18 protein-coding genes and 1 tRNA gene are annotated in these 24068 nt (G+C 72.8%); 8 read left to right on the forward strand and 11 right to left on the reverse strand.

Annotated features, from left to right (window positions below):
* Nucleotides 1-130: 130 nt before the first annotated feature.
* The 6 genes from efeB to ACIGXO_RS16445 form a co-directional block, all read right to left on the reverse strand.
* Nucleotides 131-1354, reverse strand: coding sequence for an iron uptake transporter deferrochelatase/peroxidase subunit (gene efeB, locus ACIGXO_RS16420; protein WP_399787108.1), 1224 nt, complete (start codon nt 1352-1354; stop codon nt 131-133).
* Nucleotides 1355-1443: 89 nt separating this feature from the next.
* Nucleotides 1444-3459 (reverse strand): copper resistance CopC/CopD family protein, encoded by a 2016-nt coding sequence (locus tag ACIGXO_RS16425; protein ID WP_399786377.1) that lies wholly within the window; start codon nt 3457-3459, stop codon nt 1444-1446.
* A 13-nt stretch (nt 3460-3472) separates the two neighbouring features.
* On the reverse strand, nt 3473-3931 hold the full coding sequence (locus ACIGXO_RS16430) for a copper chaperone PCu(A)C (protein ID WP_399786380.1): 459 nt from the start codon (nt 3929-3931) through the stop codon (nt 3473-3475).
* Complete coding sequence (locus tag ACIGXO_RS16435) at nt 3928-4584, reverse strand: SCO family protein (RefSeq protein WP_399786383.1); 657 nt, start codon at nt 4582-4584, stop codon at nt 3928-3930. Before ACIGXO_RS16435 ends, ACIGXO_RS16430 begins: the two co-directional genes overlap by 4 nt.
* Nucleotides 4585-4711: 127 nt before the next feature.
* Nucleotides 4712-5491 carry a YcnI family protein gene (locus tag ACIGXO_RS16440; protein ID WP_399786386.1) on the reverse strand — a complete coding sequence of 260 codons (780 nt, stop codon included), beginning with the start codon at nt 5489-5491 and terminating at the stop codon, nt 4712-4714.
* Between the two features lie 125 nt (nt 5492-5616).
* The gene (locus ACIGXO_RS16445) at nt 5617-6552 is read right to left on the reverse strand and encodes a hypothetical protein (RefSeq protein ID WP_399786389.1); all 936 of its coding nucleotides are present in this window, start codon (nt 6550-6552) and stop codon (nt 5617-5619) included.
* A 595-nt stretch (nt 6553-7147) separates the two neighbouring features.
* Here ACIGXO_RS16445 and ACIGXO_RS16450 point away from each other — a divergent pair.
* From ACIGXO_RS16450 to ACIGXO_RS16465, 4 genes are all read left to right on the forward strand, one after another.
* Entirely contained in the window at nt 7148-7633 is a 486-nt protein-coding gene (locus ACIGXO_RS16450) for an ATP-binding protein (RefSeq protein ID WP_399786392.1), read from the forward strand.
* A gap of 301 nt (nt 7634-7934) precedes the next feature.
* Nucleotides 7935-9911, forward strand: a complete 1977-nt coding sequence (locus ACIGXO_RS16455; protein ID WP_399787111.1) for a tetratricopeptide repeat protein — start codon at nt 7935-7937, stop codon at nt 9909-9911.
* A gap of 81 nt (nt 9912-9992) precedes the next feature.
* Nucleotides 9993-12134: a tetratricopeptide repeat protein gene (locus ACIGXO_RS16460; RefSeq protein ID WP_399786395.1), complete on the forward strand. Its 2142-nt coding sequence runs from the start codon at nt 9993-9995 to the stop codon at nt 12132-12134.
* A gap of 150 nt (nt 12135-12284) precedes the next feature.
* On the forward strand, nt 12285-13004 hold the full coding sequence (locus tag ACIGXO_RS16465; RefSeq protein ID WP_399786398.1) for a TetR/AcrR family transcriptional regulator: 720 nt from the start codon (nt 12285-12287) through the stop codon (nt 13002-13004).
* A gap of 126 nt (nt 13005-13130) precedes the next feature.
* Here the strand turns inward: ACIGXO_RS16465 and ACIGXO_RS16470 are convergent, their stop codons facing one another.
* Both ACIGXO_RS16470 and ACIGXO_RS16475 read right to left on the reverse strand, forming a co-directional pair.
* Nucleotides 13131-14606: an aminopeptidase P family protein gene (locus ACIGXO_RS16470; RefSeq protein ID WP_399786402.1), complete on the reverse strand. Its 1476-nt coding sequence runs from the start codon at nt 14604-14606 to the stop codon at nt 13131-13133.
* 264 nt (nt 14607-14870) lie between these two features.
* Nucleotides 14871-16487 carry a PP2C family protein-serine/threonine phosphatase gene (locus ACIGXO_RS16475; RefSeq protein WP_399786404.1) on the reverse strand — a complete coding sequence of 539 codons (1617 nt, stop codon included), beginning with the start codon at nt 16485-16487 and terminating at the stop codon, nt 14871-14873.
* A gap of 645 nt (nt 16488-17132) precedes the next feature.
* Between ACIGXO_RS16475 and ACIGXO_RS16480 the strand changes: the two genes are divergently transcribed.
* Nucleotides 17133-17840 (forward strand): bifunctional DNA primase/polymerase, encoded by a 708-nt coding sequence (locus ACIGXO_RS16480; protein WP_399786407.1) that lies wholly within the window; start codon nt 17133-17135, stop codon nt 17838-17840.
* Between the two features lie 355 nt (nt 17841-18195).
* Nucleotides 18196-18903 (forward strand): hypothetical protein, encoded by a 708-nt coding sequence (locus ACIGXO_RS16485; protein WP_399786410.1) that lies wholly within the window; start codon nt 18196-18198, stop codon nt 18901-18903.
* A 206-nt stretch (nt 18904-19109) separates the two neighbouring features.
* Here the strand turns inward: ACIGXO_RS16485 and ACIGXO_RS16490 are convergent, their stop codons facing one another.
* The 3 genes from ACIGXO_RS16490 to ACIGXO_RS16500 form a co-directional block, all read right to left on the reverse strand.
* Complete coding sequence (locus tag ACIGXO_RS16490) at nt 19110-20078, reverse strand: DUF5926 family protein (protein ID WP_399786413.1); 969 nt, start codon at nt 20076-20078, stop codon at nt 19110-19112.
* 136 nt (nt 20079-20214) lie between these two features.
* On the reverse strand, nt 20215-20829 hold the full coding sequence (locus ACIGXO_RS16495) for an ATP-binding protein (protein WP_399786416.1): 615 nt from the start codon (nt 20827-20829) through the stop codon (nt 20215-20217).
* A gap of 110 nt (nt 20830-20939) precedes the next feature.
* Nucleotides 20940-21806 (reverse strand): glycerophosphodiester phosphodiesterase, encoded by an 867-nt coding sequence (locus ACIGXO_RS16500; RefSeq protein ID WP_399786419.1) that lies wholly within the window; start codon nt 21804-21806, stop codon nt 20940-20942.
* A gap of 270 nt (nt 21807-22076) precedes the next feature.
* Between ACIGXO_RS16500 and ACIGXO_RS16505 the strand changes: the two genes are divergently transcribed.
* Nucleotides 22077-23654, forward strand: coding sequence for a trypsin-like peptidase domain-containing protein (locus ACIGXO_RS16505; RefSeq protein WP_399786422.1), 1578 nt, complete (start codon nt 22077-22079; stop codon nt 23652-23654).
* 291 nt (nt 23655-23945) lie between these two features.
* Nucleotides 23946-24032, forward strand: a tRNA-Ser gene (locus ACIGXO_RS16510).
* Nucleotides 24033-24068 lie beyond the last annotated feature (36 nt).

Raw genomic sequence — 24068 nt, forward strand, 5'->3', positions numbered from 1 at the left:
GGGCTTCGCTGCTGTCCCGGGCGCTGGGGAACCTTTACCGTACTCGCCCGCCGCGGGGCCGCCCGCCGCCACCGGCGATCATCCGCCGACGGTCGACCGCTGACGGCCGACCGTCGGCCGCCGCGCCCGCTCAGCCCTCCAGCAGTGCCTGCCCCACGTACCCCGACGGCTCCAGCGCCGGTACCGCGTACAGTCCGCTCGCCTCGTGCCGGAGGAACGGCGAGAGCGCGTCCCCCCTGTCCAGCTTGCGCTGGATCTGGGTGAAGGCGCGCAGCGGGTCGGCCTGCCAGCAGATGAAGAGCAGCCCGGCGTCCGGAGCGCCGTCGTCGCGGAAGCCGTCGTGGTACGAGAACGGGCGGCGCAGCATCGCGGCCCCCTGGTTGGACTCGGGCGCCGCGATACGGGCGTGCGCGTCGGCCGGGATGACGGGGAAGCCGTCCGGCCCGTTCTTGGTGAGGTCCATCGGGGTGTGCTCGTCGCCGCCGGTCAGCGGCGCGCCGTCGGACTTCCGCCGGCCGATGACCTTCTCCTGCTCGGCCCGGGACTTCTTCTCCCAGTCGTCCAGCAGCATCCGGATGCGGCGCACGACCACGTACGAGCCGCCGCGCATCCACTGCTGGTCCGTGTCGCGCCCGACGAAGATCCGCTCCTCGAAATCCTTGTCCGACTCCTTGGGGTTGTTCGTGCCGTCGACCTGGCCCATGAGGTTGCGCGTGGTCATCCGGTGCGCCGTGGCGCCGGGGCTGCGGTTGAACCCGTTCATCTGCCAGCGCAGCCGCGCGGTGTCGCCGGCCTCCTTCTGGAGCGTACGCAGCGCGTGGAAGGCGACCAGCGCGTCATTGGCGCCGATCTGGACCCACAGGTCGCCGTTGCTGCGCTTCGGGTCGATCGCGTCGGCCGAGAAGTGCGGCAGCGGGTCGAGCTGCAGGGGGCGCCGCGCGCTCAGCCCGGTACGGCCGAAGAAGCTGTGGCCGAAGCCGAAGGTGACGCTGAGCGAGGCGGGGCCCGCGTCCAGCGCCACGCCGGTGTCGTCGGCGGGCACCTCGCCGGCCATCAGCTTCTCGGCCAGCGCCGACCAGCGGCGCATCAGGGCGGCCGCCGCCTTGCGCCCGGCACCCGGCGCCAGGTCGAAGGCGACGAGGTGGCCGTGGGCCTGCAGGGGGGTGGTGATGCCGGCCTGCGGCGTACGGCGGTCGGCGCGGAACGCGACCTCGGTGGCGCCGAGCGTACTGAGCGCGGGTGCGTCGTCCTGCGCGGCGGAGACGCCGAACGCGCCGCCCGCGCCGCCGACGACGAGCCCGGCCGCGCCGGCCGCGCCGACGGTACCGATGAGGCGGCGGCGGGAGATCTCCATCGGGGGAGTGGAGTCGCTGCCGGTGGTTTCACGTGAAACACGGTCCGACCGGGCTGCCGTGCTGGTGTTTCTGGTCGCGTTCTCGGTCATCAGCTGATCTTCACGTTCCTGGTCTCGGTCACCTGATCGATGTCGGAGGTGCGGACTACAAGGGAGAGCTGCCAGCTGCCCGCCGCCGGCAGCTGGACGTTCCGCGCAGTCCAGTGTCCGGTACCGGTGCGCTTCAGTGCGGCGGTGAGCGGTCCGAGCTTCTTCGCCTTGGAGGTGAACGACACCCGTACCTCGGGGACGTCCCGCGCGGCACCGTCCGGGCCGGAGATCCGCAGGTGTAGGTCGTTGGGCTGGCCGCTGCGTGCCGGGTCGAGGTCGAGCCGTGCGGTGCCCTTGCCCTTCGGGCCCAGCGTGTCGAACGGGATGGTCACGGAGACCGGCCGGGCGGCCGCGGCGAACTGGCCCGAGTCCTTCACCGCCTGCTCCGTGCGGGCCGGTTCCGTGCTGGTCAGCACGGTGGTCACGGCCAACAGGACGACGGCGACGCAGCTCTCGGCGAGGACGGAGCGGCGCAGCCCGTACCGCACCGGATCGGCGTCCCGGACGCGCTTGCGCCGCGCGTCGGCGACGGCCGCCCGCTGCCGGGCGAGCTGCGCGGCACGCTCGGGGGAGTGCGCCGCTTCGGCCTCCCCCTCGGCGGCCGCGGAGGACACCGGTACGGGCGCGGGCGCGCCCTCCAGGGAGCCCTCCTCGGCTCCCTCCTGGGCCGGGATGGCGGCAGCGGCCGGGTCTGCCGCAGCGGCATTCGCCGCCCCGCCCAGCCGCCCCGTCCACCGCCGCGACGCCCCCGCGATCCCGACGAGCACGACGACGAGCCCGGCCTTGAGCAGCAGCAGCTGCCCGTACGAGGTGTCGGTGAGGGCACGCCAGGACCCGACCTGCCGCCAGGACTGGTAGACGCCGGTGGCGACCAGGACGAGTACGGCCCCGAAGGCGAGGCGCGAGAAGCGGCGGACGGCCGCCCCGTCGACGGCGGCCGGATCGCGGTAGAGCGAGACCAGCAGGGCGGTCAGGCCGCCCAGCCAGCCGGCCACGGCCAGCAGGTGCACGACGTCGACGGGCATCGCGACGGCGGTCTGCAGGCCGGTGGAGGCGTGCTCGGCCATCGCCCAGGTCGCGGCGAGGCCCGCCGCGACGACCGTTCCGCCGACGCCCAGCCCGAACGCCAGGTCCTTGCGGCGCTTGTCGTCGCCCTGCTCGCCGGCCCGGGCGTACGCGCCGAAGAGGACGGCCATGAAGAGGGCGGCCGCGGCGAGCAGCAGCAGTCGCGAGACCAGCGCCGCGCCGAGCTTGGTCCCCAGTACCTCCTTGAGGCCGCCGAGGTCGAAGGCGTCGGCGAGATCACCGGACCCGGTGTACGGGGCGCGCAGCAGGAGCAGCACGATCGTGGCGGCGGTGAGCGTCGCCCAGCTCAGGACGACCAGCCGCTGCACCGGACGGCTGCGCGCCGCCGCGGGACGGCAGGCCAGTACGAAGCACGCACCGCCCACGAGCAGCGCGAACGCCGCGTACGCGACGTACCGCCCGATGCCGTAGAGCGCGCCGACCAGCCCGCCCCCGGCCTCCTCCTGGGGCACCACGGCGGCGGACTTGGAGGGCGCGCCGACGGAGAAGGTGAACGCGCCGGAGACCGGGTGGCTGTCGGCCGAGACGGCCTGCCAGGCGACGGTGTAGGTGCCGTCGGGGAGGCCGGGCGGCAGCCCCGTGCCGTACTTCACGGTGCTGCCGCTGCACAGGTCGAGCAGCTTGCCGCGGTCGACGCGCTTGCCCTTGGGGTCCAGTACGCGGATGGAGTCGTCGCCCATCGCGACGCCTTCGGAGAAGGAGAGCGTGACCTGTGCGGGTGCCTTCTGCAGCACCGCTCCCTGCGCCGGTGAGCTGCCGGTCAGCGCGGCGTGCGCGGAGGCCGGCGCGGCACCGCCCAGCAGGACGCCGAGCAGCGCGGCGGCGAGGACCAGCAGGCGCAGCGCCGCGGCGGTCCGGCCGCGGCGCGGTACGGCACTCGGGCCGGGCCGACGGGCTCCGGCCCCGGCGCGGGGAACGGTGAGCGGCATGGCGGTTCTCCCCCTACTGGTGCCCGGCGTGCTGCGGGTTGTAGTTGGTGGCCTTGACCGGCATCTCGGCCTTGATCGGCTTCGCCTTGTCGAAGTGCAGCTCGACGGAGACCTTGTCGCCGTTCTCGGGCTTCTTCTTCAGCGCCATGAACATCAGGTGGTTGCCGCCGCGGGAGAGCTTCAGCTCGCCGTGCGCGGGGATGTTCAGCGACTTGACCTGCTCCATCTTGGCGCCGACGGTCCGGTGGATCGTCACGTCGTCGGAGAGGTCGCTGGTGACGGAGGTCAGCTTGTCGGCGGTGTCACCGGTGTTCTTGATGACGAGGAAGCCGCCGGCCATGTCCTTCATGACGGGCTGCGGCATGTAGGCACCGGAGACCTTCAGCTCGGGCGCGCTGTCCCCGCCGCAGCCGGCGAGGGCGAGTCCGGCGGTGGCGGCGAGCGCGGCGGCGAATGCGGTACGGCGGTTCACGGGTTCTGCCCCTTGATGATCTTGGGAAGTGCGCGGGCGTAGTCCTCGGCCCCCGCGTCCTTCATGCCGAGCCAGTGGATCCTGTCGTCCTTCGGGGAGGCCATCAGGACCTGCAGCCCGTGGTCGACGAGGATGTCGCCGTTCTTCTTCTTGACCGGCTTGGAGACACCGACGTTCACGGCCGAGGCGGCGCCCTGGATGGTGGCGAAGTCGCCGGTCAGGCCGACGATGTCGGCGCCGAAACCGTTCAGCCAGGACTTCAGCCGCTCCGGGGTGTCCCGCTTCGGGTCGGTCGTGACGAAGACGATCCGCAGCTTCTTCTGCTCCGCCTTGGGAAGCTGCTTGCGCGCCACGTCGATGTTGCCCATGACGGCCGGGCAGGCGTCGGGGCAGTGGGTGTAGCCGAAGTAGATCAGCGTCGGCCGCCCCTTGGTCTCCTTGATCAGGTCGTACTTCTTGCCGTCGCTGTCCGTGAGGACGAGATCCGGCTTCTCCATCGCGTCGTCGAGCGTGACGATCGGCTTCGACTGGGCGCCGGAGACGCTGGCGGCGGGGGCGCCGCTGTCACCGCCGCTGTCGCTGCCGCAGGCCGTGAGGGTGAGGGCCGCGACCGCCGCGAGGGCGGCTGCGGTGAGCTTGGGTGTTCTGCGCATTGCTCAGTGGTATCCCGTATGTCCGTTGTGGTGGCCGACATGTCCGTTGTGGTGACCGACATATCCGTTGTGGTGACCGACCGGCCGGCTCGGGTGCCGGCCGGTCGGTTCAGGAGGCGGCGGCGGTTCAGGTGGTGCGGCGGCGGCCGGCGAAGACGCCGAAGCCGACACCGATGACGCCGACCACGATGCCGATCACGCCGAGCACGCGAGCGGTGTTGTCGGTGCTGTCGGCAGCGCTGGTCGTGCTGCTCGTCCCGGCGTCCGCGCCGTCCTTGGCGTCCTTGGCGGCCGCCGGGTCCGTACCGCCGCCCTGCTCAGCGGCGCCCGCGTCGACGAGCTTCAGTACCGGCGCGGGGTTCTCGGGCTCCGGCGCGCCCTCCTTCTGGGGCTCGATCCAGCGCACGACGTCCTTGTTGTCGTACGTCTGCAGCGCCTTGAAGACGAGCTGGTCGGCGTCCTCGGGGAGGGCGCCGAGGGAGACCGGGAACTGCTGGAACTGGCCGGGCTCGATCTTCCCGCCGGTCCAGGTGATCTTGGTGACGGCCTCCGTGAGCTTCTCGCCGTGCGCCTCGATCGGCTTGTCGAGCTTGGTCTTGGTGACCTTCACGTCCCAGCCGGGCACCGGCTGCGGCATCGCGGACGCCAGCGGGTGGTCGGTGGGCAGGTCGACCTCCAGCTTCACGGTCGAGGCGTCGTCCTGCTCGTTGGGGACCTTGAAGTTCACGGTCGCGTAGTCGCCCTTGGCGGCCTGGCCGGGCTGGATGCTGACGTGTGCGAACGCGGGTCCCGCGAGCAGCAGGACGGCGCCCGCGGCGGCGCCGCCGACGACGGGAAGGCGGCGCAGGACGGTACGGCGCCGGGAGGGGGCAGCGGCCCGGCTGTTGTTCGGCAGGGTGTTGTCCATGGCAGGACACTCCTCAAGACAGGAGGGAAAGGGGCTGATGGCGCGCGTGCGGCGACGACACGTCAGCCCGCCCGGACCGCGTCCGGGGGTCCCGCCCTGCGGGCGTGCGTGAGCTGCGCGTGACGTCAGGCCGCGAGGGCGAAGCGGGGCGGCCCCCGCCTGACGACACTGTGCTGGAGCGCGAGCTCTTCGGGCCGGGCTTTGTCATGCGGGTACGAAACGGAAGCGCGCGGAGTACTGTCCGCGGCGCCCAGCAGCCCGGCGCACAGCGCGCACACGAGGCGCAGCGCGGTACGCAGTGCGCCCAGCAACGCGCTCGTCGTGGCCGTCGCGGCCGTCGCTGCTTCCCGCGCGGCAGGCGCGGACAGCCGTACCAGCCGCCACAGCGCGGCCTCGCCGCGGCGCAGCAGCCAGCCGGCGGCCAGCGCCGCGAGCAGGTGCCCGAGCAGCATGGGCAGCGAGGGCAGCAGCCCGACGAGGGAACCGAAGTCGAAGTGGTGCACGAGGGCGGACAGTCCGGAGCCGGTACCGCTGCCGCCACCGGTCCCGGTCGCGCCGTGCGCCGCCATGTCATGCCCGGCCATCTGATGCATGGCCGTGCCGTTCCCGGCCGCGCCGTGCGCCGCGTGAGTGGCCGTACCGGGGTCGATCCCGGCCCCGGCGAGGATCTCGCGTGCCTCGGCGGCGTCCAGTCGCGCGCCGCCGAACCCGCAGGTCATCTGGCGGGCGAGCCCGATCGCCGCGCGGTCGCTCAGCCCCCGCACACCCTCGGCGGGCAGCTGTACCGCCATGCCGCGCTGTCCGGCCATGAAGAGCGCGTGCAGGACGAGCTGTCCGAAGGCGAGGGCGACGGCGATGCCCGGCAGCGTGCGTTCGCGGCCGGCGAGGGGGACGGCGACGGCCAGTACGCCGACGCAGCCCGCGCCCAGCGTCCACAGCGGGACGGTGGCGCAGGAACCGATCATGTGTCCCGCGGCGGCCAGCGCGACGCAGGCCGCGGTGAACACCGCGGCCCTGAGCAACCGCAGATCGGCCGCGGCGCGCCCCTCGGGAGTATGCATGGCGGCCGCCATCATCCCACTGCGCTTACCGGACGCATACGGCAGGGCGGGCGCTCCCGGACAGGATGGCGGGGGGCGGGGCATCCGGTAACCGGTACGGGGCGGGGTATAGGGAGAGAAAGAGCGCACGCGCGCGGCCGTCCAGAGGCCGTAGCCGCTTCCGGACATTTCGGCGCTCCGCCGAACGGGTGATCCTGGGGTGGCTACGGGCATCCAGACGGCGGTACCGCGCGTGCTTTCGCGCTGGTGTTCCCGACCGCCTGTGCACCGACAAACAGTAGAAAGATGCAAACGGTCTTAGACGGACAGTAAGCGGTTTCAAATGGTCACCCAAGGCGGGGTGCACACGCCCCGTGACCAGGGTGATCGGTACGACGGTGTCCCGCGTGCCCGGAGAACCCGCGGGAGATCGGCCGGAGTCCGGCTACCGCAATTGCAGGGGCGCGCGAAGGGGCGCGCCCACGGGCCTTTTACACCGGTACGCTCAATGGCCGCGTCCGCCGAATGGGCGGAGTCACGTCAAACCCACGCTTACCGACCATGGAGCGCGGCAATACGTATCGATATGTCGAGCCGCGGCCAGGAGGCTGGAGCGATGAGCATCTGGTGGTCCCTCCATCTTCGGCGGGAGGCAGCGAGCGTGCCGCTCGCGCGCCGGCTGCTGCTGGGGACGATGGAGACCGCGGGCGTCGACCCGGACGTCTGTTACGACCTCTCGCTCGCCCTCTCCGAAGCCTGCGCGAACGCCGTCGAGCACGGCGACGGCGCCGCCGAGGAGTACCGCGTCACTGCCTTCATCGACGGCGACACGTGCCGCATCGAGGTCACGGACTCCGGCCCCGGATTCCAGGACCGGGCCTCGGGCCCCGGCCCCCACGACCGCTCGCCGCGGACGGAGCCCGCGGTACCCCGCCGACACGCCCCCGCCCCCGCCCAGGCCGAGCACGGACGGGGGCTTTTCTTGATCGAGGCCCTCACCGACCAGGTCCGCTACCGCAACCGCACGGGGCGCCGGGGCGCGGTGGTCAGCTTCGACAAGATCCTCAAGTGGCGCGAGGGCGCACTGCTGCACATGCCCTGACGGCCCCTGCCCGCCGTGATCTAGTCTGACCTCAACCTCCGTGCCGTGCGGGGGTATTGGGGCCATAGGGGGAACGGTGAACGGCGGCGTGGGACCAGCGAACGGCGGCAACGACGCGCGGGCCGAGGGCCACAGCCGCATCTACCAGGCGTCCGGCGATCAGCACATCATCGAGAACCATTACTACGGCGGTGAACGGACCGCTGGTGAACGGACCAGTGGCGAATGGCACGGCCTGGACTCGGTCCGCTGGCCTTCGGTGGGCCGCGCACCCGCCGTCCTGCGCGACCGCACCGAACTGATGGAGCGCCTGCGGGTCTCGGTAGGCCCCGACGCTCCGGGCAGCCAGGTCTACGTCCTCCACGGCCTCGGCGGCTGCGGCAAAACAGCGGTCGCCTACACCCTCTTCCAGTACGCCACGGGCCCCGCGGGCCGCATCGGCCTGTGGGTCAACGCCTCCGACACCGCCTCCCTCCGTACGGGCATGCTCGCGGTAGCCGCCGACCGCGGCGCGAACGAAGGCGAACTGACCGCCGCCCGCAGCGGCCTGCGCGCCGCGGCCGACCTGGTCTGGGACCACCTCGACCGCTCCGACCGCCCCTGGCTCCTGGTCCTCGACAACGCGGACGACCCCGCGGTGCTGAGAGACGGCGGCTGGCTCCGCACAAGCCCCCGAGGGACGGTCCTGGTGACGACGCGCCAAGCGGCCCGCCACTGGTGGCCGGGCGCGGAGCTGCTCCAGCTCGGCGTGCTGCCGAAGGCGGACGCCGCGCAGGTCCTGTGCGACCTCGCCCCGGAGGCCGGCACGCTCGAGGAAGCCGAGGTCGTCGCCGAACGCCTCGGCCGGCTGCCCCTCGCCCTGACCCTCGCGGGCGGCTTCCTCGCCCACCAGGTCATCGACCCCTGGACCATGGCCCAGTACAGCCTCAACCTGGCCGGCGACGAAGGTACCGACCCGATCGATCTCCTGGACCAGGGCGCGGCGGCCACCGGCGACGGCGACTCCCGCCATCTGATCAGCAGCACCTGGCAGTTCTCCCTCACCGCCCTCGAACGCCAGGGCCTGCCCGAGGCCGTCACCCTGATCCGCCTCCTTGCCTGCTGGTCGAACGACCCGCTCCCGCTCTCCGTACTCTCCGGTGTGGACATGGCCGCCGGCCTCCCGCCCCACCGCGTGGAGGTGTCCCTCCGCGGCCTCATGGACCAGTCCCTGACCGAACTGGTCCAGGGCGGGGTGCGCTCCCTCCGCACCCACGGCGTGCTCCTGGACAGCGTCGCCCGCACCATCCCGCCCGAACAGCGCGACACCCTCGCCGCCACGGCCGCGGGTCAGCTTCTGAAGGTCCTGCCGGAGATACCCCAGCGTGGCGAGCCGGATCTCCGCACCACTCTCCTCGTACCGCACGCGGTCGCGCTCCTGCGCCGGGTCGCGGCGTGGCCGGAGGTGACCGGGCCGACCGTCGGGGCGGTCGCCGAATCGCTGCTGCGGCTGGTGACGGCGCTGCACCGGGCGGGTGACTACGCGCCCGCGCTGACGGTGGCCCAGGAGGCGGTGGAGCGGGCGACGCGCCGGCTCGGTGCGGACGATCCCACCGTCCTGCGACTGCGGGAGCGCATGGGGCGGGCGCTCTTCCGCCTCGGGCGTTTCGAGGAGTCGGAGGCGCTGCACCAGCAGGTGCTCGCCGACCGCGAGCGCGTCCTCGGCCCGGACGCGCCCGACACCCTCACCAGCTGCATCGCACTGGCGTACCCGCTCCAGCCCCTGGACCGGGTTCCCGAGGCCACGACGTTCGTCCGCCGCGCGGTGGCCGGCCGGACCGCGGTACTGGGCCCCGACCACCCCCTGACCCTCTTGGCCCGGGCCTTCCTCCTGGACGTACCGACCGGCCCGGAGCTCGTGGCGGAGGCCGACAACGCCGCATCCCTCATCGCGGACTGCCACCGGGCCCTCGGCCCCGACCACGCCATCACCGCGACCTGCGCGGCGTCCTGCGCCCGCGGCCTGTTCTACGCCGGCCGCCCCGACCAGGCCCTCCCCGCCGCCCGCAGCGCGGTCGCGCTCGCCGAACGTCTCTACGGCCCGGACTACTGGCTCACCCTCAACACCCGCTCCCTCCTGAGCTCCGTCCTGGACGCCCTCGGCGAATCGGCCGAGGCGATCGCCCACGGCGAGGCCGTGGTCGAAGGCCGTGCCCGCACACTCGGCCCCACCCACCCCTGGACCCGCGAGGCCGAGGACTTCCTGGCCGACTTCCGCGAGGGGCGGGGGGCCGAGTAAATCCCCGCTGTACGTGCCGGGTTCACCGACTTAGTCTGAACAGCCGTGTCATACGGGGGCATTGGGGCCGGAGGGGGAACGGTGAACGGCGGCAACGACGCACGGGCGGACGGCGGGGGCCGGGTCTATCAGGCGTCCGGCGATCAACACATCATCGAACACCATCACCATGGCCCAGAGGGCGGTCCGGGCACCGCCGGCGTATGGTCCGGCCTGGACTCGGTCCGCTGGCCTTCGGTGGGCCGCGCGCCGGCCGTCCTGCGCGACCGCACCGAATTGATGGAGCGCCTGCGGGCCTCGGTAGGCCCCGACGCTTCGGGCAGCCAGGTCTACGTCCTCCACGGCCTGGGCGGCTGCGGCAAAACAGCGGTCGCCTACACCCTCTTCCAGTACGCAACGGGCCCCGCGGGCCGCATCGGCCTATGGGTCAACGCCTCCGACACCGCCTCCCTCCGTACGGGCATGCTCGCGGTAGCCGCCGACCGAGGCGCGAACGAAGGCGAACTAACGGCGGCCCGCAGTGGCCTGCGCGCCGCGGCCGACCTGGTCTGGGACCACCTCGACCGCTCCGACCACCCCTGGCTCCTGGTCCTCGACAACGCGGACGACCCCGCGGTCCTCCGGGACGGCGGCTGGCTCCGGACGAGCCCCCGGGGGACGGTCCTGGTGACGACGCGCCAAGCGGCCCGCCACTGGTGGCCGGGCGCGGAACTATTGCAGGTCGGCGTGCTGCCGAAGGCGGACGCGGCTCAGGTTTTGTGCGACCTCGCTCCGGAGGCCGGCACGGTCGAAGAGGCCGAGGCCGTCGCCGAACGCCTCGGCCGCCTCCCGCTCGCCCTCACCCTCGCCGGCGGCTTCCTCGCCCACCAGGTCATCGACCCCTGGACGATGACGGAGTACGGCCGCAACCTGGACGGCGGCCCCGGCGTCGATCCGATCGACCTCCTCGACCAAGGCGCGTTGTCCGCGGGCGCGGACTCTCGCCATCTGGTGAGCAGCACATGGCAGTTCTCCCTGAACGCGCTGGTCGCCCAGGGCCTCCCCGAGTCCGTCACCCTCCTCCGCCTCCTCGCCTGCTGGTCGGGCGACCCGCTCCCCCTCTCGCTCCTCTCGGGAGTCGACATGGGCGACGCACTCCCGAGGCGGCGAGTGGAGGTGGCCCTGCGCGGCCTCCTCGACCAGTCCCTGACGGAGATCGTCCCCGGCGGCATCCGGTGCCTGCGCACGCATGGGGTGCTGCTGGACAGCGTGTGGCGCGGCGTCCCGGCCGAGCAGCGCGACGCGCTGGCGTTGACGGCGGCCAGCCAGCTGCTGTCGGTACTCCCGGAGGTTCCGGAGCGAGGCGAGGCGGACCCGCGTACGCCGCTGCTCGCACCGCACGCGTTGGGGCTGCTGCGTCGGGTGGTGGTTGACAGGGCTGTCGGCCGGGAGGCGGTGGAGGCCGTGGCCGGAGCCGTATTGCGGCTGGCGGTGGCGGTGCACCGGTCCGGTGACTACGCGGCGGCCCTCACCATCGCGGACGAGGCGGCGACGCTCGGAGCACAGCGTCTGGGCCAGGAGCACTTGGCGGTACTCAGGCTCCGCGCGCGCAGAGGGCGCGCGCTCTACCGGCTCGGTCGTTTCGCGGAAGCAGAAGCCGTACACCGACAGGTCCTCGAAGGGTGCGAGCGCGTCTCCGGACCGCTCAGCTTGGAGACGCTGGAAAGCTGCCTCTACCTGTCGCGGGCCTGTTGGCAGGTGAACAAGACCCGTGAGGCCATCGAGCTGACCCAGCGGGCTGCGCAGGGGCGTACCGAGGTCCTCGGCCCCCTGCATCCCCTGACGCTCGTGGCGAGAGCTTCCGTGGTCGAGATCGCCGAGGACCTGGCGGCCGGGCGGCTTCTCGCCGAGGACTGCCGCCGGGAGTTCGGGGCGGACCACCCGCTCACGCTGACCGCGGACCTCGACTACGCCTTTGCGCTGACGCAGGCCGGTCAGTCCGCCGAAGCGCTCCCCATTGCCCGCGAAGCCTTTGCCGGTCACGAGCGTGTCTTCGGGCCCACGTACCCGGTCACGCTGGCATGCCGGGCCCTCCTCAGCCGGGTGCTGGACGAGGTCGGCCTGCGCGCGGAAGCCCTCGAACACGCGGAAGCCGTGGTCGATGGGCGGATGGAGGTTCTTGGGCCGGAGCATCCGTGGACGCGCATCTCCCAGGAACGCCTCGCCCGCTTCCGCGGAGCGTAAACCGCCCCGGGCGCGCCCCCATGCCGAGTCCCCCGTGCTCGGCGTCCCCCGGTGGGCGCGCCTCAGGGCGCGGGCTAACGCGAAGTGACTCGCGTTAGCGGTCTGGACAATACTTGTTGTGATCGATCGCTGGCAATCCGGAGCGCGTTCATGAGCACAGCGCAGCACCCCCCGGGCAGGGCCCGCCCCGGGGGCCGTACCGCACGCACCCGTGCTGCCGTGCTCGCCGCCGCCTTCGATGAGCTGGGCGACAAGGGGTTCGCCGCGCTGACGATGGAGGGCGTCGCGCAGCGGGCGGGCGTGCACCAGGCGACGATCTACCGCCGCTGGCGCACCGTGGAGGGCCTGGTCTGCGCGCTGCTGACCGAGCGCAGCGGCAGCGTCCCGGTGCCCGACACCGGCACCCTCTGCGGCGACCTGCGCACGCTGGCCCGCGGTATCGGCGTGTTCTACGAGGACGCGCGCAACCGGGCCATGATCGAAGCGGTGGTCTCCGCCGCGGCCCGCGACCCGCGGGCGGAGGAAGTGCTGCGGGATTTCTTCGACGACCGCCTGGGCGTGGCGGGCGTCATGGTGCGGCGCGCGGTGGACCGCGGCGAGCTGCCGCCCGGTACGGACGCGGAGGCGGTCGTCGGCGCCCTCGGCGCGCCGTTCTACTACCGGATGCTGATCGTGCGCCGGCCGGTGGACCTGGAGCTCGTGGAGCAGGCCACGTTCGCGACGTACGCCGCGGCCAAGGCAGGCGCGTACGTCCGCACCGGCGAAGCGCAATCCGGCGAAGCCCGAACCGGAAGTACGCAGCCCGGGCAAGCCGAAACCGGCGAAGCCCAAGCCGGGCAAGCCCAGACCGGCGAAGCCCGCACCGGCTAGGCCCAGCCGGGCGAAGCCCGCACCGGGCAAGCACAACGGGTGGGCGCTCCGAGGAACGCCCACCCGTGAGTGCGTCGGCCGACGGACCGCCGGCCATCCGCGCAGCTCAGCGCCGCACGCGTGCCCTCAGCCCTTCACACGCGCCATCCACGCCTCGACCTCGTCCGACCGCCGCGGAAGCGCCGCCGAAAGGTTTCGGTTGCCGTCCTCGGTCACGAGGATGTCGTCCTCGATGCGGACGCCGATGCCGCGGTACTCCTCCGGCACGGTCAGGTCGTCGGCCTGGAAGTACAGACCGGGCTCGACGGTCAGGACCATGCCCGGCTCGAGCGTGCCGTTGACGTACGCCTCCGTGCGCGCGGCAGCGCAGTCGTGGACGTCCAGGCCGAGCATGTGACCCGTGCCGTGCAGGGTCCAGCGGCGCTGCAGGCCCAGCTCCAGTACGCGCTCGACCGGGCCCTCGACCAGGCCCCACTCCACCAGGTGCTCGGTGAGCACGCGCTGCGCGGCGTCGTGGAAGTCGCGGAAGCCGGCGCCCGGCTTCACGGCCGCGATGCCGGCCTCCTGCGCCGCGTACACCGCGTCGTAGATCTTGCGCTGGAGGTCGGTGTACCGGCCGTTGATCGGCAGCGTACGAGTGACGTCCGCCGTGTACAGCGAGTTCGTCTCGACGCCCGCGTCGAGCAGCAGCAGGTCGCCGGAGCGCACCTCACCGTTGTTGCGGACCCAGTGGAGGGTCGTGGCGTGCGGGCCCGCGGCGCAGATCGAGCCGTAGCCGACGTCGTTGCCCTCGACACGCGCACGGAGGAAGAACGTTCCCTCGATGTAGCGCTCGCTGGTCGCCTCGGCCTTGTCCAGGACCTTCACGACGTCCTCGAAGCCGCGGACGGTCGAGTCGACGGCCTTCTGCAGCTCGCCGATCTCGAAGTCGTCCTTGATCACGCGCGCCTCGGAGAGGTACACGCGCAGCTCTTCGTCGCGCTCGGCGGTGACCTTGTCGGTCAGCGCCGCCTCGATGCCGGCGTCGTGGCCGCGGACGACGCGGACCGGCCCGGTGGCCTCGCGCAGCGCGTCGGCGAGCTCGCGCACGTCCTTGCAGGGCATGCCGTACAGCAGTTCGGCCTCGGTGAGGCTGTGCCGGCGGCCGACCCACAGCTCGCCCATGCCGTTCAGCCAGAACTCGCCGTTCTCGCGGTTCGAGCGGGGGAGGCGGTACAGCGTCGCGTCGTGCCCGTCCGCACCGTCCGTACGGGGCTCCAGGACGAGCACGCTGTCGTCGGTCTGGTCGCCGGTGAGGTAGACGTACTCGGTCGCGGCGCGGAAGGAGTACTCGGTGTCGTTCGACCGCGTCTTCAGGTTGCCCGCGGGGATCACCAGGCGCTCGCCGGGGAACCGGCGGGAGAGCGCGGCGCGCCGCTCGGCGGCGTTCGCGGCCTGCTCGATGGGCTTCAGGTCGCGCAGCTCCGTGTCGGCCCAGCCGGACTTCATGTTCTCGGCGAGCTCGTCGGAAACGCCCGGGTAAAGGCCGTTCTTGCGCTGCTTGATCGGCTGCTCGTCGCCCTCCGGGGTCTCCGGGGGCTGCGGGCTGAGCTCGTCGGTCACTATGCCTCCTCGTTAAGGACTGAACCGCCTCCCATCGTATGTGTGGACGGAAAGCAATCCAGAGGCAGGAAGCTGTGACTTCTCAGGCATCCCGGCCTTGAAAGCCGAGCCACAGGCCCAGCCGCAAGGCCCGGCCACAAGGCCCGTCCGTAAGGCCCGGCCGCAGGGCCCATCCGTAAGGCCCAGCCATGAGGCCCGGCCGCAGGGCCCTCGCATGTCGCAGGCCCTCATATGTCGCAGGCCCTCGTAAGCCGCAGGCCGCCCTCACCCCACGAAGCGCGCCGCCAGCAGGACCACGTCCTCCGGCGAGCCCGGATCGGCGAGCCCCTGCGGCAGCATCGCCCGTACGACGTGGTCGACGAGGGCCTCCGGGTCCTGGCGTACGGACTTCGGCAGACCGGCCGCCGCGGCGTGCAGCCGGGAGAAGGCGCGGTCCACCGGCTCCCCGGTGCGGTGCAGCAGCCCGTCGCTGTACAGGAGAAGGGTTTCGCCGGGCAGCGGCGCGAGCTCCACGCTCGGCGCCTCCCAGCACGTGAGCACGCCCAGTGGCGCGGACAGCGAGGTCTCCACGAACTCCGTGCGGTGCTCGCCGATGATCAGCGGCGGGCAGTGGCCCGCGCCGGCCAGCACGATCTTGTGGGCCGGCGGCCCGCCGAGCGGGTCGGCCACCGGCGGCTCGGCGAACGCGAACAGCGCGGTCGCGCTGCGCGCCGGCTCGGTCAGCCGCAGCAGCACTTCGAGGTCGGAGAGGACCGCGACCGGGTCCTCGCCCTCCATGACCGCGTATGCGCGGAGTGCGGCCCGCAGCCGCCCCATCGCGGCGACCGCGCTCGGCCCGGAGCCGGTGACGGAGCCGACGGACAGGCTCAGCGCGCCGTCCGGGAGCGGCAGCGCGTCGTACCAGTCGCCGCCGCCGTACGGCCCGGCCGCGTGCCGTACGGCGAGCCGGACGCCGGGCGCCCGGGGGAGCCGGGCGGGCAGCATCTCGTGGCGCAGGGTCCGCTCGGCGTGGCGTCTTCGGTGCAGTTCGATCAGGCGGGAGACGTGCCGGGTGGCGTAGGCGCGGTAGAGGGCGAGGAGGCGGCGCCCGCGTTCGCTGGGTTCGGCGGGCTCGTCGTAGAGCCAGACCGCGGCCCCGAGGGGGCGGCCGGCGGTCCCCTCGGGGCCGTCGGCCGGCGGGTCGGTGACCAGCGGTACCGCGTAGCTCGCCGCGTATCCGAGACGGGCGGCGACCTCGCGCAACCGGGGGTCGAGCCCGGGCTCGCCCGCGAGATCGGGCTGCGCGAGCTCGATGGGGACAGCGGTACTCCCACCGTGCCGCGGCCGGGCAGTCCCATCGGGCGACGGCCGGGTACTCCCGTCGGGCAGCGGCCGGGTGCTCCCGCCGGGCGGCGGTTGCCCGGCGACGCCCGTTTCCGGGGCCGCGGCCGTACTCCCGTCCGTACCCGTGCCCGCTTCCGTCTCCACGTCCGTGTCGGAAGCCGCCCCCAGCCCGTCCAGGAGCCGCCCCACGGGCATCGCGCGGCGCGGGACCGTCTCCAGGGGGCCGATGTCCGCGGGGCCGATCCCCAGGCCGACGGTGGTCTCGGGGCCGAGGCCGTCGGGCGGTTCGAGGGTGATCAGGCCGCGGCGGGCGCCGACCAGGGCGGCCCCGGCCCGCAGCACTTCGTGGAGCGCCGCCTCGAGGGTGTCCGTACGGGCCAGCCGGCCGGTGAGATCGTGGAGAGCCGTGAGGTCGGAGAGGCGGGCGGCCAGCCGCTCATGGGCGGCGGCGAGTTGAGCGAACGGGCGGGTTTCCGGGGCGGCGGGGGCCGCAGTGTGCGCCGGGGCCGGAAGAGTGGGTTCGATTCCGGCCACTTTCGGGACGTGGGGGGTCGTCATGGCCGGCGGCTTACGTCAGCCCGGGCGTCATCCGAGGTGGAAGCGTCGTCCGGGGAGGTTCGCAGAGGTTTTGTGCGGGCATTTGTCTGATTTGCCCGCCAGTTGTTTACGCTCAATAGCATCGCAAACCCCCATGTCATGCTGCTCCGCTATCAATGGGATCCACATGTACACGCCGCGTTGTTGCGTGTCCAGCATTGCCCTGGTGAGGATTATGGTGTCAGTGTGGCGAACAGGTTGGCCGAAAAATAGCCCCTGGAAGGTCAATTTGCGGTCGACTGACGGCGATCAACAGCGCGTCATCTCCACCATGGGGGTACGTACTCGGATAGGTGCGGGGCCAGTTGGGGCCGTGCCGGAACTCTCCGAAGGGCGCGGGCGTCTTACGCGGTGACGACCGGGCCGCACCCCCACGTGGCGGGATTGCACCACAGGACAGGCAAGCGCCATGCGCGCGCCACCCTCCGCCATGTTCCACGCTCGGCGTACGGCGTGATGCGCTGCCTTGTACGCGCAGTGATGACTGATCCACGTAGTACGTGGTGTGATCCGCGCCCGGCGCGGCGGCGCACCGCACAGCGGTATGAACCGGCATGTAGTGCGATGGACATGGCCCTCGGCGTTTACGGAAAGGAACGAGCGCTCATGCGCGAGATCCTCGGAAGGCGACGCAAGTTCCAGCTCCGGCGCGGCGGACGGTCGGCACTGCTCGGCGCGGCGCTCCAGTGCGCCACCGAGTGGCACTGGCCCGTGCTCCCCGGAGTCGGCCTGCGTTCGGGCGGCAAGGCGGCCCGCGGCGCGCAGCAGCAGCGGCCCTGCGGCTGCCCCGACCCGGACTGTGCGGTGCCCGGAGCGCATCCCTTCGACCCCGGCCTGCTGGCCGCCACGACCGACGCGCGGATGGTGCGCTGGTGGTGGACGAACCGCCCGGACGCCCCGGTCGTACTGGCCACGGGCGGCAAGGCGCCCTGCGCCGTGAGCCTGCCGGCCGTGGCGGGCGCGCGGGCGCTCGCCGAGCTGGACCGTACGGGCGTGGCGGTCGGCCCGGTCGTCGCGACCCCGACCCGCTGGACGCTGCTGGTCGCGCCGTACTCCCTGCCCGAGCTGGGCGAACTGCTGTACGCACAGGACCTGGTGCCCAGCTCGCTGCGCTTCCACGGCGAGGGCGGTTACGTCGTCCTGCCGCCGTCGCAGACCGGCGCGGGCAAGGTGCGCTGGGAGCGCCCGCCGGCCGCGCGCGCCTCGGCAGCGCGCTCCGGCGCACCCTGGCTGCCCGACGTCGCCACGGTGGTGGACGCGCTCGTGGAGGCGAGCGCCGGCGCGCCGGGCGGCGGCAGCCGGCTCGCGTACTGACCGCACTCCCGCTCCCACACCCCCCACACAACGGTTTCGGGCGCCGCGGCAGGTAACCGTTTCAGTCGCTCCGGAATCGCCGACTCGTCCCTCTCACGGATGGCACGGCGCGCGGAAGATTCACTCGTACGGGTGTGAGCGAGGCGTCCATTCTCGGGAAACGGGTGTGAGGCCCCCGGAAGGGCGCCCCGTCCTCGATATGTTCGGCCCACCGTCCAGCCGTTCGGGGTGCCCGGCGGCTCTCCGCGTATGTGTGGCGGAGGCCCACCGGACCTCCCGGCGGCGTCTCCAGAGTCCGTGCGCGGTCCCCCGGCCACCGGGGCGCCCCGCGTGCTCTCAACCGCAGGTGGGTCCCATGGTTCGCGAGTCGAACGTCCGCATGATCGCGCTCGCGAGCACCATCGCGCTCGCCCTCACCCTCCCGCTGGCCGCCGCCATCGCCGGCCCCTCGGAGCCCGGCGAACCGTCGTCCGGCGCACGGCCGTCCGCGTCGTCGCAGTCCCGCGGCGAGGCCGCCACTCGGCAGGGGAGTGAGCTGCTGCCCGGCTCCCCTCGAGGCTCGGCCCAGCACGCCCCGCTGCCCGGCCGTCACGGGCCCGCGCAGGACGGCGCCCGGCACAGCGCCATGGCGGGGCACGGCGCGGCACGTGAGGGCACCGAGCCCGGCACTCTGCTGAGGGACCTCGGACTGGGCGGGGGCCTGGGTGACGGCCGCACCGCCCGCTGCGGCCCCGAGCTCTCCTCGCCGCACGGCATCCGGGCGCAGACCTGCGTGGTGGCCGAGGGTGGCCGCACGAGCGGCGTCCTGTACTACCGCAACGCCTCGGGCGGCCCGCTGCGCGCGGTGCTGACCCTGATGCGGCCGGACGGCCGGACCGTACAGACGCACTGCGTGCTGCCGGCGGCGGGCGAGCCCGGTACGTGTGCGACGCCGTCCGGGGCGACCGTGCGGGGGAGCGCGCCGTACGCGGCGGTCGCGGAGATCGCGGACGTTCAAAGTGATCGGCTGCTGCTGCGGGCGGGGAGCAACTCCGCGCCGCCCGAAGCGGATTCGGCCCGCTGAGCGAGTCCGGTCCGAAGCCGGACCGGGTCCGGACATGGAAGCGCCCGGTCGCTGGCGACGGGGGATGCACCAGCGACCGGGCTCCTAGAACGGTAACAAGAGATCGGCCGTTCGCAAATTCGATCGCGAAATTCCGGACGCTTATTTACCGGTGAGTACGGTCGGTGTGACCGGACTCACTGCAAACGTTTCAGGCGTGGTTACTGTCAGCTCAGCGTCACCTGACGGTTGGTGAGCCCGCCGCGCGCCCGGCGCTCGGCCGGCGTGAGGGGCGCATCCGCGGCGAGTGCCGCCGCGAGCCGCTCGCCGAACTCCGTGGCCGGCTTGGTGATCTCCTCGGCAGTCAGGTCCGTCGGCAGGTCCCAGACCGGTACGACCAGGCCGTGCGCCCGGAACGAACCGACCAGCCGGGTGCCCTCGCCCAGCGAGGAGGCGTCCGCGGCGTGCAGCCGGGCGAGCGCGTCCAGCAGATGCTCCTCGGGGTGGTCCATCACCCAGCGCAGGTGGTTCTTCTCGCCCGCGTCGCACCAGTACGCGCCCGCGAGGCCGGCCAGCCGGGCGGTGGGGAGGGCGGCCGCGTTGGCCCGCTCCAGGGAGGCGGCGACCTCGGGCGTGGCGTTCTCGGCGTCCTCGATCCAGAACTCGAAGCCGCTGTGCACGGTGGGCTCGAAGGCCGCGTCCAGGTCCAGCAGGTCCTGCAGGCGCGGGCCGTCGGCGGGGGCCCGGCCCGCCGCGACCGGGGTGCCCGGCTCGGCGGCCAGCGCGCGCTGGAGCGTGTCGGCGAGGTCGCGGCTGAGGTCACCGGACGCGGTGTCGTTCTGCAGGCCGAGCAGTACCGAACCGTCGTCGCGGCGCAGCGCGGGCCAGGCCATCGGCAGTACGGTCGCCAGCGTCACCGCGGGCACGCCCTCGGGCAGGCCGCCCTTCAGGGACAGCGGGGCGGTGGCGGCCGGTACCAGCTCGCGCAGCGCCACCCAGTCGCACTCGCCCGGCAGGCCCTCGAAGGGGCGCTGCACCAGCTCGGTCACCGCGTGCGCCGCGGCCCGTCCGTGGCATGCCTTGTAACGGCGGCCGGACCCGCAGGGGCAGGGCTCGCGGGCGCCGACGACCGGCACCTCGCCGTCCGTGATCTGCGGGGTGGCGGCCTTGGTCTGGGGACGGCGCTTCTTGCCCATGGCGAGGGGTTCTCCTGGTCGTTCCGACGCGTATCGGCGCGAGCCTAGGGCATGTGCCGCGTCCTGGCCCGGCCTTGGCGCCGGGCAGGCGTTCCGGGCGCCGCGCCATGGGTCCCGTGCGCCGCGCTCGCGCGCGCTACGCCGGCTCGTCCAGGTCCGCCAGGGCCTTCGTCAGTTCGGCCGGGAGACCGGCCGCCAGGTCCATGCGGGTCGCGAACGCGTCGTGCAGCGACAGCGTCGCCCACACCGTGACCTCGCCGTGCCCGTCCCGTACGCCCCAGTCCTTGGCGAGCGAGCGGATGATGGCCAGCCCTCTGCCACCACGTGCGGTGACCGAGGGAGTGGCTGGAAGTGGTCGGGTCGGGCCACCTCCGTCGGTGACCGAAACGGTCAACTGGCCCCGCGCGTCGATGCGCCAGGCGGCCCGGACCGAATTGGCTTCGCCATCCGGTGAGCCGTCCGCGCATATCGGACGCGCGTGTCTGCAGGAATTGCTGAGCAGTTCGGAAAGAATGAGTACGGCGTCATCGACGACCGTGTCCTGAACTCCACTTGTCAGCAGCTCATCGCGCATACGCCGCCTGGCCGAGCCCACGCCCGCAGGACCATGGGGTACGGCCATGGTCGACGACGTCGGCACCTCCTGTGCCACCACCAACGCCACCCCCGAGACCTCCTTTGCCCCACGCCACGGGATGAATGCCCCATTGGGATGGACCGGAAACCGGCCAATCCGTGTCCGGTGACGCACTCGGGACGATCAGACACGTTCTGAATGCGCCGGTGCACTCCCTGTGAACGATGAGCCGCCGATATGTCCGCGCGGGGATTTCCGGGCCACCGTTTATCGGTTGTCGCCCCTTACGTCAGATTCAGCTGATTCCTCACCTCCTTGGGGCGATTCGTAATGATTGCGTCCACTCCCAGCTCGCGGCAGAGGGCGACGTCCGCCTCCTCGTTCACGGTCCATACGTGCACCTCGTGCCCCGCGTGGTGCGCCTTGGCCACGTAATCGGGGTGCGCGCGCAGTATCCGGATGCTCGGCCCGGCGATCTGCACCCCCGGAGGCAGCCGCCCCTCCCGGTGCCGCGGGGTGATGAACTGCATGAGGTACACGGTGGGCACGGCCGGGGCCGCGGCCCGTACGCGCTGCAGCGAGCGGGCCGAGAAGCTCATGACGCGGACTGCGGACGGCGTGCCGGGCGGCGGCTTGGTGTGCCCGAACCGCTCCAGCAGCTCGACCAGCCGCTCCTCGACCTGGCCCGCCCAGCGCGACGGGTGCTTGGTCTCGATGGCCAGCTCCACCCGGCGGTCGGCGTCGGCGACCAGTTCCAGCAAGCGCTCCAGGGTCAGTACGGACGTACGCTCGGTATCGCCCGCGGCTTCGTGGTCGCTGCCGAGCTCCGGGTGGCGGCCGTCCGGCGCCTCACCGGCCGCGTCGTCCTTCCAGGAGCCGAAGTCCAGCGCGGCCAGATCGGACAGCTCCAGGGCGGAGACGGCGCCGCGCCCGTTGGAGGTGCGGTTGATCCGGCGGTCGTGCACGCACACGAGGTGGCCGTCGGCGGTCAGCCGGACGTCGCACTCCAGGGCGTCCGCACCGTCCTCGATGGCCTTGCGGTACGCGGCCAGCGTGTGTTCCGGGGCGTCCTCGGAGGCCCCGCGGTGTGCGATGACGGAAATGGCGGGCGGGTCGGGGTGGACACCTTGTACCGAGCGCGCAGTGGTCACCGAGTTATCGTGCCATCGCGCGGTGACGGACCGTCCGGGCGCACCTGAAGCATTACCCGGGGATGCGCCGCAAATGTCCGGGATAAAGGATGAAGGCAAGGTCACAGCCTTGGCTTACGGCGCCCTGACGCCCCGTGGGAAAGGCTTGAACCGGACACTCCCGTATAACGTCACGCCGACATGTCACCGTCAAGCCGATACGCCACGCATCGCTCGAACATGCCGGCCCCGATATCGGGCCGGAATGGTCAGGAAGCTGAGGAGAGAGCTGTGAGCACCGAGAACGAGGGCGCCGCCGTCCCGCCGGAGGCGGAGCCGCAGGCACCCGCCGGGGCCCAGGGGTCGGCCGCGCCTGCGTCCGGCGCGCAGGCTCCGCAGACGCCCCGGACCGCACCACCCCCGCCGGCCTTCGCGCCGGCGGCCGGCTCGGCCCCCGCGCCCAAGCAGCTGCCGAGCGCCGGCGCGTCCACCGGCGCTTTGCCGCCGGAGAGCGCCGGTGCCGGGGCTCAGCCGCCCGAGGGCACCGGCGCCGGGGCTCAGCCGGTGCCGGGCTCCGACCCGCAGCACACGGCGGCCTTTCCGCCCGTCCCGCCGGGCGGCGACGGACCGCACGGCGGCGGCTCTCCGTACGGTGGCGGCGCGGGCGGCTGGGGCGGCCCGCCGCAGCCCCCGTACGGCGGTGGCGGCTGGGGTGCCCCGGCAGGCCCGCCCGCCGGTCCGCGCCGCCGCGGCGGCCTGATCGCCGCCGTACTGGTGGCAGCGCTGGTCGCGGGCGGCGTGGGCGGCGGCATCGGCTACTGGGCCGCCGGCGAGAACGACACGTCCTCCACGACCGTCTCCGCCTCCGGCGACCCGCAAGCCCTCAACCGCAAGCCGACCTCGGTCTCCGGTATCGCCCAGCGCGCGCTGCCCAGCGTCGTGACCATAGACGCGCAGGGCGCGGGCGGTGAGGGCGGCACGGGCACCGGCTTCGTGTACGACAAGCAGGGCCACATCCTCACCAACAACCACGTCGTGGCGAGCGCGGCGGACGGCGGCAAGCTGACGGTGACGTTCTCCAACGGCAAGAAGTACGCCGCCGAGGTCGTGGGCCGCGCCCAGGGCTACGACGTCGCCGTCATAAAGCTCAAGAACCCCGACGACGCCACGCTCACCCCGCTCCCGCTCGGCAAGTCCGCCAACGTGGCCGTCGGCGACGCGACCATCGCCATCGGCGCCCCGTACGGCCTGTCGGGCACGGTCACCACCGGCATCGTCAGCGCCAAGGACCGCCCGGTGGCCTCCAGCGACGGCGGCGGCACGAACGCCTCGTACATGTCCGCGCTGCAGACGGACGCGTCGATCAACCCCGGCAACTCCGGTGGCCCGCTGATGGACGCCTCCGGCAACGTGATCGGCATCAACTCCGCGATCCAGTCGGCGGGCGGCGGCGGTGGCGGCGACCCGTTCGGCGGCGAGAGCCAGTCCGGCAGCATCGGCCTCGGCTTCGCCATCCCGATCGACCAGGCCAAGCGGGTCGCCGACGACCTGATCCGCACCGGCAAGCCGATCTACCCCCAGATCGGCGTGCAGGTCGGCATGCGGGAGACGAGCGACGGCGCGACGATCGCCCAGCGCGGCAACGGCGGGACGGCCGCCGTCACCCCGAACGGCCCGGCCGACAAGGCCGGCCTCAAGCCCGGCGACAAGATCACCAAGCTCGACGACACCGTCATCGACAGCGGCCCGACCCTGATCAGCGAAATCTGGCAACACCGCCCCGGCGACAAGGTAACCCTCACCTACGAACGCGCCGGCAAACAGCACACCACCAAGATCACCCTCGGCCAGCGGGTGGGGGACAGCTGACGGGGACGCGCGTCCCGTCGCGAACCCGGCCCGGCGGAGGGGCCCGGCCGGAGGGGCCCGGCCGGAGGTGGCTGACGCTCGCTCCCGGCTGGCCGGGAGACGGCTGACGTGGGTCCGGGCCGCTCGGAAACCGCTGAGGTGCTGGGCCCGACCCGCCCGGAAACCGCTGACGTGCGCGGACGGCCCGCCCGCCGATCCCGGGGACCGGCCGCTCGGACAGCGCACGGAGCGAGCTGACGCGCTACCCTGATCCCCGCGTCACCGTCGGCCGACCGCCGACAGGTGCCGCGGGGAGGCTTGCCCGAGCGGCCTAAGGGAACAGTCTTGAAAACTGTCGTGGCGGCAACGTCACCGTGGGTTCAAATCCCACAGCCTCCGCCCAGGTCAGCAAAGTAGCTGGTCAGAAGGGGTGCC

The organism is Streptomyces sp. NPDC053542, assembly GCF_044544685.1.
Classification (GTDB): Bacteria; Actinomycetota; Actinomycetes; order Streptomycetales; family Streptomycetaceae; genus Streptomyces.

Excerpts from the sequence above, each read along its gene's own strand:
- efeB (WP_399787108.1), bottom strand. The coding sequence starts at position 1,354 with ATGGAGATCTCCCGCCGCCGCCTCATCGGTACCGTCGGCGCGGCCGGC.
- ACIGXO_RS16425 (WP_399786377.1), bottom strand. The coding sequence starts at position 3,459 with ATGCCGCTCACCGTTCCCCGCGCCGGGGCCGGAGCCCGTCGGCCCGGC.
- ACIGXO_RS16435 (WP_399786383.1), bottom strand. The coding sequence starts at position 4,584 with ATGCGCAGAACACCCAAGCTCACCGCAGCCGCCCTCGCGGCGGTCGCG.
- ACIGXO_RS16440 (WP_399786386.1), bottom strand. The coding sequence starts at position 5,491 with ATGGACAACACCCTGCCGAACAACAGCCGGGCCGCTGCCCCCTCCCGG.
- ACIGXO_RS16445 (WP_399786389.1), bottom strand. The coding sequence starts at position 6,552 with ATGCATACTCCCGAGGGGCGCGCCGCGGCCGATCTGCGGTTGCTCAGG.
- ACIGXO_RS16450 (WP_399786392.1), top strand. The coding sequence starts at position 7,148 with ATGAGCATCTGGTGGTCCCTCCATCTTCGGCGGGAGGCAGCGAGCGTG.
- ACIGXO_RS16455 (WP_399787111.1), top strand. The coding sequence starts at position 7,935 with ATGGAGCGCCTGCGGGTCTCGGTAGGCCCCGACGCTCCGGGCAGCCAG.
- ACIGXO_RS16465 (WP_399786398.1), top strand. The coding sequence starts at position 12,285 with ATGAGCACAGCGCAGCACCCCCCGGGCAGGGCCCGCCCCGGGGGCCGT.
- ACIGXO_RS16475 (WP_399786404.1), bottom strand. The coding sequence starts at position 16,487 with ATGACGACCCCCCACGTCCCGAAAGTGGCCGGAATCGAACCCACTCTT.
- ACIGXO_RS16480 (WP_399786407.1), top strand. The coding sequence starts at position 17,133 with ATGCGCGAGATCCTCGGAAGGCGACGCAAGTTCCAGCTCCGGCGCGGC.
- ACIGXO_RS16485 (WP_399786410.1), top strand. The coding sequence starts at position 18,196 with ATGGTTCGCGAGTCGAACGTCCGCATGATCGCGCTCGCGAGCACCATC.
- ACIGXO_RS16490 (WP_399786413.1), bottom strand. The coding sequence starts at position 20,078 with ATGGGCAAGAAGCGCCGTCCCCAGACCAAGGCCGCCACCCCGCAGATC.